Raw genomic sequence first — 7586 nt, 5'->3', positions numbered from 1 at the left:
TGGCGCGTCTCGACCTCGATGACCACCGTTCGCGATCGCGCTCGAACCTGTGGCGCGCTGATCGCTCACTGTGCTCGATGCGTTGAACCAGGCCATCTGTCAACGATGCCCGGCCGAGGGCGGTGGCCTGATCCATCACTCCGACCGCGGCAGCCGTTCGCAAGCTCACCTATCCATCCGCTACACCGAGCGCCTGGCCGAGAGCGTCATCGGACTGTTCAAGACCGAGGTCATCAACTACCTCGGACCCTGGAAGTCCATGGCACAGGTCGAATGGGAGACCCTGCACTGGGTCAGCTGGTACAATACGGATCGGCTACACAGCGCCATCGGCCACCGGCCGCCGCAGGAAGTGGAGGATGAGTTCCATGCAGAGATGAATGCTCTTGAAAACGCCGCGTAGGTTTTGAACAGAAAAGCCTCTCGGAAACCCGGGACGGTTAAATCTCTTCTACACGATGAACAAGGAGTCCGCTGGCGACGATCTCGGGCTGACGCTGCAGACCGGCTTTTCTACCCGCGCGCTGGTCGGGCTCTTCGGCTCGGACAGGTTCCGCCTCGCGGTGTCCGCCGACGGCAGCACGTTCTTCGACGGGCTGAGCGTCGACAACGCGACCGGCATCGTCGACCAGCCGCGCCTGCCGCGGTTCAAGGCCTACACGAACTACGACAACTACGTGGGCGTCGGGACCTGGACGAAGATCGCCATCAACAACGCCGACTACAACGACCAGGGTGCGTTCGACGCCGCGAACAACCATTTCGTGGCGCCACTCGACGGCACCTTCCTCTTCGGCGCGACGCTGCTCTACAAGGTGAACGCCAGCACGTCGGCGCGGATGAGCGGGCGACTCGTCCTGAACGGCGCGACCGAAATCCGCGGCTCTTTCGGCGAGATCAGCGGCGCGCATGTCTCGGAGGCGACGGCGCTGTGGCTGCAGACGATCGCTTCGCTCACAGCCGGCGACACCGTCGAGCTGCAGGGGAACTTCCGCGCCGCGGACGGCTACTTCGCTGCCGACCAGACGTCCTTCTGGGGCGCCAAGATCGGCTGAGGGAGGCACGCCATGGCCCCACAACGCCCGGAAGACGGCTTCGTCCGCATGCCGGATCGGCTAGATGATGGGCGCTTCGGAAGGAGGTGGTCACAGAACGTGTTCACCCGTCGTCGAGTGCAGCCAATAGTTCGAGGCACAGGCGGCCGAGGAGATGGGCTTGCGGCCGGCAGGATCGACGGTCGCGGGGATGCTGAGCGACTACGCGGTGATCCGGGAGCAGGCACGGGTATGCGGACCCGCGCCGTGATGTCGGCTTGATCGCCAGTTCCAAGGGATGTTGACGATCCACTCCGGGTCAATCCCATCGCCGCTCAGCGCCCGAACCACATGCCGACGCAGTCCGATTGTTTTTGCGCGGATAAGGCTTCGGGCAACGCGAATATCACTCAAGGCGCATATGCGCTCTTGCGCATATGTTGTGATTGTAGTAGGGCAGAGTCATGCAGAATGTCATGACCGCCATTTGCGACCCGACCCGCCGCTCCGCGCTCGCCCTTCTCTGGGGCGGGGGAGAGCATTGCGTCTGCGAATTGATGGCGCGTCTCGACGCAAGCCAGAGCCGGATGTCACGGCACATGAAGGTGCTGCGCGAGGCCGGTCTCGTGCTCGACAGGCGCGATGCCCAATGGGTGCGCTATCGCCGGAACCCCGACCTCGCGCCGGAGCTCGCGGCGGTGATCGACGCGGTTCTGGCTGCGGAACACAAACTCGAATTGGAGGTCGCGTGACCACTGAGACCCACGAACAACATGCCCCGCACGGGCTTCCGGACTGGGCATGGTATGTCGGCGTGCCGCTTGCGGCCGTTGTCTGGTGGCTGGTCTACGGCCAGTTGATCCCGTTCTCCGAGTGGGCGACGTCGCTCTTCCCCGTCGCGCGGGACAGCCACACCGGCGAGGCGATCGCCTTTTTCATCTACGACGTGCCCAAGGTGCTGTTGCTGCTGACGGGCATCGTCTTTGTCACGGGCGTGCTTCGGAGCTGGTTCAGCCCGGAAAAGACCCGCGCCATCCTCGCGGGCAAGAACCAGGTCTGGGGCTATCCGCTGGCGGCCGCGCTCGGCGTGCTGACGCCGTTCTGCTCGTGCTCTTCAGTGCCTCTGTTCATCGGCTTCGTCTCGGCCGGCATTCCGCTGGGGGTGACATTCTCGTTCCTGATTGCCGGGCCGTTGGTGGGGCCGGTGGGCCTCGGGCTGCTTTACGGCCTTGTCGGCTGGCAGATCGCCACGATCTACCTCGTCTTCGGGTTCACCATCGCCACGGTCGCGGGCGTCGTCCTCGGACGCATGCGGCTGGAGCGCTACCTGCAGGACTGGGTGCGCGAGCTGAACGCCGGCCCCGTCGGCGATCTGCCCGAGGAACGGCTGACGCTGGTGGACCGGCTGAAGATCGGCGTCGACCAGGTGCGCGAGATTGTCGGCAAGGTCTGGATCTGGGTGCTGGTCGGCGTCGGCATCGGTGCGCTGATCCACGGCTATGTGCCCGAGGCAATGATGCTGAGGATCATGGGCGGTGAGGCCTGGTGGTCCGTGCCGGCGGCCGTGGGTGTGGGCGTGCCGATGTATACCAATGCAGCCGGCGTCATTCCGATCGTCGAGGCGCTCCTGGGCAAGGGCGCGGCCCTTGGCACCACGCTCGCCTTCATGATGAGTGTCATCGCGCTCAGCCTGCCCGAGATGATCATCCTCAAGCAGGTGCTGACCTATCGCCTGATCGGCATCTTCTTGGCAGTCGTGTCTGTGGGCATCCTCGCCACCGGCTTTCTGTTCAACGCCATTCTTTAAGAAAGGCCCACATCATGAGCACCAATCAACACTGGGACAACGCCTATACCGCCCGCGATGCGACCGCGCTGACATGGTTCGAGGCAACCCCCGAAGCCTCGATCCGGCTTGTGCGTCAGTGCTTGCCTGCGGGTGGGGCTTTGGTCGATATCGGCGGGGGATCCTCGGCATTGGTTGACCATTGCCTTGATGCGGGGATCGGGCCGGTCACCGTTCTGGATCTGTCGGCCGAGGCGCTGGCCATCACCCGTACGCGGCTCGGCGCGCGGGCGAGCAGCGCAAACCTGGTCCTAGGCGATGTGCGCGACTGGACCGCGGATCGGTCTTACGATCTGTGGCACGACCGCGCCGCATTCCATTTCCTGACAGATATGGAAGACCGCCGCCGCTATCTGCGCACGCTTGATGCGGCGCTTTGTCTCGGCGGCATAGCGATCATCTCGACCTTCGCGTCAACCGGCCCCACCACCTGTTCCGGTTTGCCGGTGCAGCGCTATGCACCGTCGGACCTGGCGGACACCTTTGACGCCCTCGCACCCGGGTTGCTGGCGCCGCTTCAGTTCGAACTGTTGGCGCATGAAACGCCGAAAGGTGCGGTGCAGGACTTTCAAATCTCGGTTTTCAAAAAGAAGGAGACACCCCCATGAAGGACGTCAAGGTCTACGGCCCAGGCTGTGCCCGCTGTGCCACCACCGAACAGATGGTGAAGGACGCCGCGACCAAGCTTGGCGCCGAGGTGACGATCGAAAAGGTCACCGACGCGAAATCCATCGCGATGGCGGGTGTCATGTCCACACCGGGCATCGAGGTCGACGGAAAGCTCGTGCATACCGGCGGCGTGCCGGATGCGGCGAAGCTCGAAGGGTGGCTTAGCGCATGATCCGTGGTTTTTTGGCCTTCACCGCGTTGGCGACGCCGACCGTTGCCGCCGCGGAGGTCCTGGATATCCAGCCCGTCACGGATGACGTCTGGGCCATCGTCGGCCCGACTGAGCAACGCAGCCCGGAGAACCTTGCCAACAACGCGACTTTCGGGCTTGCCCTCACCGCCGAAGGGGCAGTGCTGATGGATCCGGGCGGGTCCTACAAGGGTGCTGAAATGCTGCACGACGCGGTACGCAGCATCACCGACAAACCGGTGGAATACGTCATCAACACCGGCGGGCAGGATCACCGATGGCTCGGCAACGGCTATTGGCAGGCGCAGGGGGCGACGGTGATCGCGTCCCAAGCAGCGGTCGCAGATCACCAAGCCCGCGCACAGGACCATATGATCGCGCTGTCGCAATTCCTGGGCGACGGGCTGGACGGCACCGAGCCGGCCTACGCCGATGTGATCTTCGAGACCGATTACGTGCTCGAGTTCGGAGGCTTCAGCTTCGAGATCATGCATCGCGGCGCAGCACACACGCCGGGCGACAGCTTCGTCTGGCTCGACGAGCGCGATGTGATGTTCACCGGCGACATCGTCTATGTCGACCGCCTGCTGGGCAATGGCCCGGCGCGCGACACCGACAGCTGGATCGCGGTGTTCGAGGCGATGGCGGCCTATCAGCCCACGCATATCGTGCCCGGCCATGGCCGGGCGACCGATCTGCCCACGGCCACGCAGGACACCCACGACTATCTCGTCAACCTGCGCACGCGGATCGGGGAGCTGATCGAGGCGGGCGGGGACATTATGGACGCGCCGAGCATCGACCAGTCGGACTGGGCCCATCTGGACCAGTTCGACGCGCTTGCCGGCCGCAACGCGCAGGCGACCTACGAAGAGATGGAGTGGGAGTGACGCCGAACGTGCAAGGAGGAAACATAGCTCGAACCATGACGAGACGGCGCTTCCTCGCCGGCAGCGCCGCAGTATCCACCAGCTTGGTCGCAGGCACCTCGTCGGCTCAGCCGGCCTTTCGGTTCGGGCTGACGCCCGTGTTTCTCGACAACGATGCGATCGTTGTTGAACAAATCCGCTCAACGCTGGCGACGGCCATGGGCCGACCGATCGAGTTGCTTCAGCGGCGCACCTATCAGGAGGTGACCGCGCTGCTGCTGGAGGGCGCGATCGATGCTTCATGGCTGTGTGGATACCCGTTTCTCAGGTGGAAAGAGTCCTTGTCCCTGGTCGCGATTCCAGTCTGGCAAGGCAGGCCGCTATATCGGTCGTACCTCATCGCGGCGCGAAATGATCCGGCACACGATCTGGCCAGTCTCGAAGGCGGAATCCATGCATTTTCGGACCCCGACAGCAATTCGGGCTGGCTGGTAACTGCATCCGACCTCGCCCGCATGAACCAGACACCCGACTCCTTCTTTCGCCGCACGATCTTTGCCGACGGCCATCGAAACGTCGTGCGCGCCGTGGCAAATGGTCTGACGCGTTCGGGCAGCGTCGACGGGTATGTCTGGGAGGTCCTGTCGCAAGTCGAGCCGGACCTGGCCGGACGAACCCGTGTGGTCTCGCGCTCGGAATGGTTCGGCTTTCCGCCGATCGTATGCCGGTCCGACCGGGTCAACGCGGCCGAAATCGAGGCCTTCTCGCGCGCGCTGCTGACCATGCAAGACCTCGACGCGGGTCGCGTCATGCTGCGCACACTCCATCTCGACGGCTTCGCCCGTCCGGAGCTCCAATTGGCGTTGTTGCAAAACTATCGCCTTGAGGATTCTCTTCGCGAATCCATGCGGTTAGACGGGCTTGCATGAGCAAACCACCTCCCGCCCGCTATCGCACGACGAACTGGTCCAGCTACAACGCATCGCTTCGGAAGCGGGGGTCGCTCCTGATCTGGGTCGACAAGGACATGACCTGGCTCGCGGCGCGTGACGGGCGGCCCGGACGGCCAGCGGTCTTTTCCGATGCCGCCATCCAGTTCTGCCTGTCGATCAAGGTTCTCTTCAAGCTTCCGTTGCGCCAGACTGCCGGCATGGTCGCGAGCCTGCTGAAGTTAGCAGGGCTGAACTGGCCCGTGCCGGACTTTTCCACCCTGCGCCGCAGGCAGAAGACCTTGGCGGTGCAGGTTCCCTATCGCCGCGCAGATGGCCCGCTGAACCTGCTCGTAGATAGCACCGGGATCAAGTTCCTTGGCGATGGCGAATGGCAAGCCCGCAAGCATGGGGTGCAGGGCCGACGCCAGTGGCGCAAGGTCCATTTGGCCATGGATCCGGCCACATCCGACATCCGTGCCGTGGAATTTACCCCCAGTCGTGATGGCGACAGTCCCGTGATACCGGACCTCCTTGGGCAGGTCCCGGAAGACGAGCAGATCGGCACCGTGACTGCCGACGGCGCCTATGACACGCGCCGCTGCCACACCGCTATCCTCGCGCGTCAGGCCATTCCAATCATTCCTATCCGCAAGAACGGGCGGCTATGGAAGGATGACAGCCCGTCGGCACGCGCCCGAAACGAAACCCTGCGCGCAACACGACATTACGGCAAGGCTTTCTGGAAACGATGGACGGGATACCACGCCCGAAGCCGCATCGAGGCGAAGATGCGCTGCCTGAAATCCTTCGGCGAGCGCATCATGGCAAGAGACCCCGACCGCCAGACCGCCGAAATCCACATCCGCATAGCCCTCATGAACCGCTTCAACGCACTCGGAACCGCCGAGGTCGTTCGCGTCGCCTGACGTCAGCGGGGTAAGGGGCGATCATGCCTCAGGCTTGGGTTCTGCAACAATGCCCATCAGGCCGGTCATGGCGCCGTGCCGCTCCGGCGAGGACCAGACCATGCCTTCGCACCAGGCTACCAGATCGCGCAGCTCGCGCACCTTCGGGTGGCTGGCATCCACGCCGTCATCGACCAGCGGCAGGCCAGAGGGGTTGAAGAACCGGACCTCCGCCCCGAGTGCTGTGAGAACGCGCGCGGCTTCCTCGGCCGACAGCCGGCTGAAGGACCGCTTTCGGAGCGAGCCGTACAGGATCAGAATCCGGGGCGGATCCGTGCTGATGGCAGGGGACAGCAGCCGGTCGTGGTCGATTGTGGCGAAGCACGTCTCGTCGAGCTGTGGTGTGGTCAGATCGGTCAGGGTGTCAGACAATCCGGTTTCCCTCGGCGTCGATGATCAATTGGCCGTCCTCCTTGGCGAAAGGACCCGGAGGGAGCCTGTCGAGCAGATCGAGGACAGTCTCGGACGGGCGGCAGAGCCTGACGCCCTTCGGCGTGCAGACGATCGGGCGGTTCACGAGGATCGGGTGGCGCGTCATGGCATCCAGCAATGCCTCGTCGGAGAAGTCCGGCGCGGTGAGGCCCATCTCCTCGGCCGGTGAGCGGACAATGCGCAATGCCTCGCGCACCGTGATCCCGGCGGCTGCGAACAACGCCAGAAGCTGCGGGCGCGTCCAGCCCTCCTTCAGGTACTCGATGACGGTCGGCTCGTACCCCGCCGCCTGGATGATCCCGAGCACGTTGCGAGAGGTGCCGCAGTCGGGATTGTGGTGGATGACGACAGGGAAGGTGCTCACGCGGGGAACCTCTCGCGTGTCCGGTTCGCGATGGCCACGAGGCTCAGCATTACCGGCACCTCGACCAGCACGCCCACCACGGTGGCCAGGGCCGCGCCGGAGTTCAGCCCGAAAAGCCCGATGGCCACGGCGACCGCAAGCTCGAAGAAGTTCGACGTGCCGATCAGCGCGCAGGGGGCGGCGACCCGGTGCGGCACGCCCCAGGCCCAGGCCGCGCCATACCCAAGCGCGAAAATGCCGTAGGACTGGATGATGATCGGAACCGCGATCAGCGCGATCAAGAGC

General features: G+C 64.3%; 11 protein-coding genes and 1 pseudogene. 9 read left to right on the top strand and 3 right to left on the bottom strand.

Annotated elements, in window-relative coordinates:
- Positions 1-70: 70 nt before the first annotated feature.
- The 9 genes from ACH107_RS27760 (at position 71) to ACH107_RS27720 (ending at position 6466) form a co-directional block, all read left to right on the top strand.
- Positions 71-403 carry an integrase core domain-containing protein gene (locus tag ACH107_RS27760; protein WP_412508935.1) on the top strand — a complete coding sequence of 111 codons (333 nt, stop codon included), beginning with the start codon at positions 71-73 and terminating at the stop codon, positions 401-403.
- Between the two features lie 55 nt (positions 404-458).
- The gene (locus ACH107_RS27755) at positions 459-1055 is read left to right on the top strand and encodes a hypothetical protein (RefSeq protein WP_412508933.1); all 597 of its coding nucleotides are present in this window, start codon (positions 459-461) and stop codon (positions 1053-1055) included.
- A 443-nt stretch (positions 1056-1498) separates the two neighbouring features.
- Entirely contained in the window at positions 1499-1786 is a 288-nt protein-coding gene (locus tag ACH107_RS27750; protein ID WP_412508931.1) for an ArsR/SmtB family transcription factor, read from the top strand.
- Positions 1783-2841, top strand: coding sequence for a permease (locus tag ACH107_RS27745; protein WP_412508929.1), 1059 nt, complete (start codon positions 1783-1785; stop codon positions 2839-2841). Before ACH107_RS27750 ends, ACH107_RS27745 begins: the two co-directional genes overlap by 4 nt.
- A gap of 14 nt (positions 2842-2855) precedes the next feature.
- A complete protein-coding gene (locus tag ACH107_RS27740) occupies positions 2856-3488 on the top strand; it encodes a class I SAM-dependent methyltransferase (protein WP_412508928.1) in 633 nt (210 codons plus the stop codon).
- Positions 3485-3721, top strand: a complete 237-nt coding sequence (locus ACH107_RS27735) for a thioredoxin family protein (protein ID WP_412508926.1) — start codon at positions 3485-3487, stop codon at positions 3719-3721. The genes ACH107_RS27740 and ACH107_RS27735 overlap by 4 nt, the downstream gene beginning before the upstream one ends.
- Entirely contained in the window at positions 3718-4629 is a 912-nt protein-coding gene (locus ACH107_RS27730) for an MBL fold metallo-hydrolase (protein ID WP_412508924.1), read from the top strand. The genes ACH107_RS27735 and ACH107_RS27730 overlap by 4 nt, the downstream gene beginning before the upstream one ends.
- Positions 4630-4664: 35 nt before the next feature.
- Entirely contained in the window at positions 4665-5537 is an 873-nt protein-coding gene (locus ACH107_RS27725) for a PhnD/SsuA/transferrin family substrate-binding protein (RefSeq protein WP_412508922.1), read from the top strand.
- Positions 5534-6466, top strand: a complete 933-nt coding sequence (locus tag ACH107_RS27720) for an IS5 family transposase (RefSeq protein ID WP_412508920.1) — start codon at positions 5534-5536, stop codon at positions 6464-6466. The genes ACH107_RS27725 and ACH107_RS27720 overlap by 4 nt, the downstream gene beginning before the upstream one ends.
- A 54-nt stretch (positions 6467-6520) precedes the next feature.
- Here ACH107_RS27720 and ACH107_RS27715 read toward each other — a convergent pair.
- From ACH107_RS27715 to ACH107_RS27705, 3 genes and pseudogenes are all read right to left on the bottom strand, one after another.
- Positions 6521-6877, bottom strand: a pseudogene (locus ACH107_RS27715) (NAD(P)H-dependent oxidoreductase); the annotation flags it as partial.
- Positions 6870-7301, bottom strand: a complete 432-nt coding sequence (arsC, locus tag ACH107_RS27710; protein WP_412508918.1) for an arsenate reductase (glutaredoxin) — start codon at positions 7299-7301, stop codon at positions 6870-6872. The gene arsC and the pseudogene ACH107_RS27715, both read right to left, overlap by 8 nt.
- The coding region (locus ACH107_RS27705; RefSeq protein WP_412508916.1) for an arsenic resistance protein at positions 7298-7586 on the bottom strand (289 nt) is incomplete at its 5' end. The genes arsC and ACH107_RS27705, both read right to left, overlap by 4 nt.

The sequence above is a fragment of the Roseovarius halophilus (ex Wu et al. 2025) genome (assembly GCF_047086965.1).
This window is presented reverse-complemented; position numbering and strand designations above follow the sequence as displayed.

Coding starts and splice junctions, on each gene's coding strand:
- ACH107_RS27755 (WP_412508933.1), top strand. CDS start 459: ATGAACAAGGAGTCCGCTGGCGACGATCTCGGGCTGACGCTGCAGACC.
- ACH107_RS27720 (WP_412508920.1), top strand. CDS start 5,534: ATGAGCAAACCACCTCCCGCCCGCTATCGCACGACGAACTGGTCCAGC.
- ACH107_RS27735 (WP_412508926.1), top strand. CDS start 3,485: ATGAAGGACGTCAAGGTCTACGGCCCAGGCTGTGCCCGCTGTGCCACC.
- ACH107_RS27740 (WP_412508928.1), top strand. CDS start 2,856: ATGAGCACCAATCAACACTGGGACAACGCCTATACCGCCCGCGATGCG.
- ACH107_RS27750 (WP_412508931.1), top strand. CDS start 1,499: ATGCAGAATGTCATGACCGCCATTTGCGACCCGACCCGCCGCTCCGCG.
- ACH107_RS27725 (WP_412508922.1), top strand. CDS start 4,665: ATGACGAGACGGCGCTTCCTCGCCGGCAGCGCCGCAGTATCCACCAGC.
- ACH107_RS27730 (WP_412508924.1), top strand. CDS start 3,718: ATGATCCGTGGTTTTTTGGCCTTCACCGCGTTGGCGACGCCGACCGTT.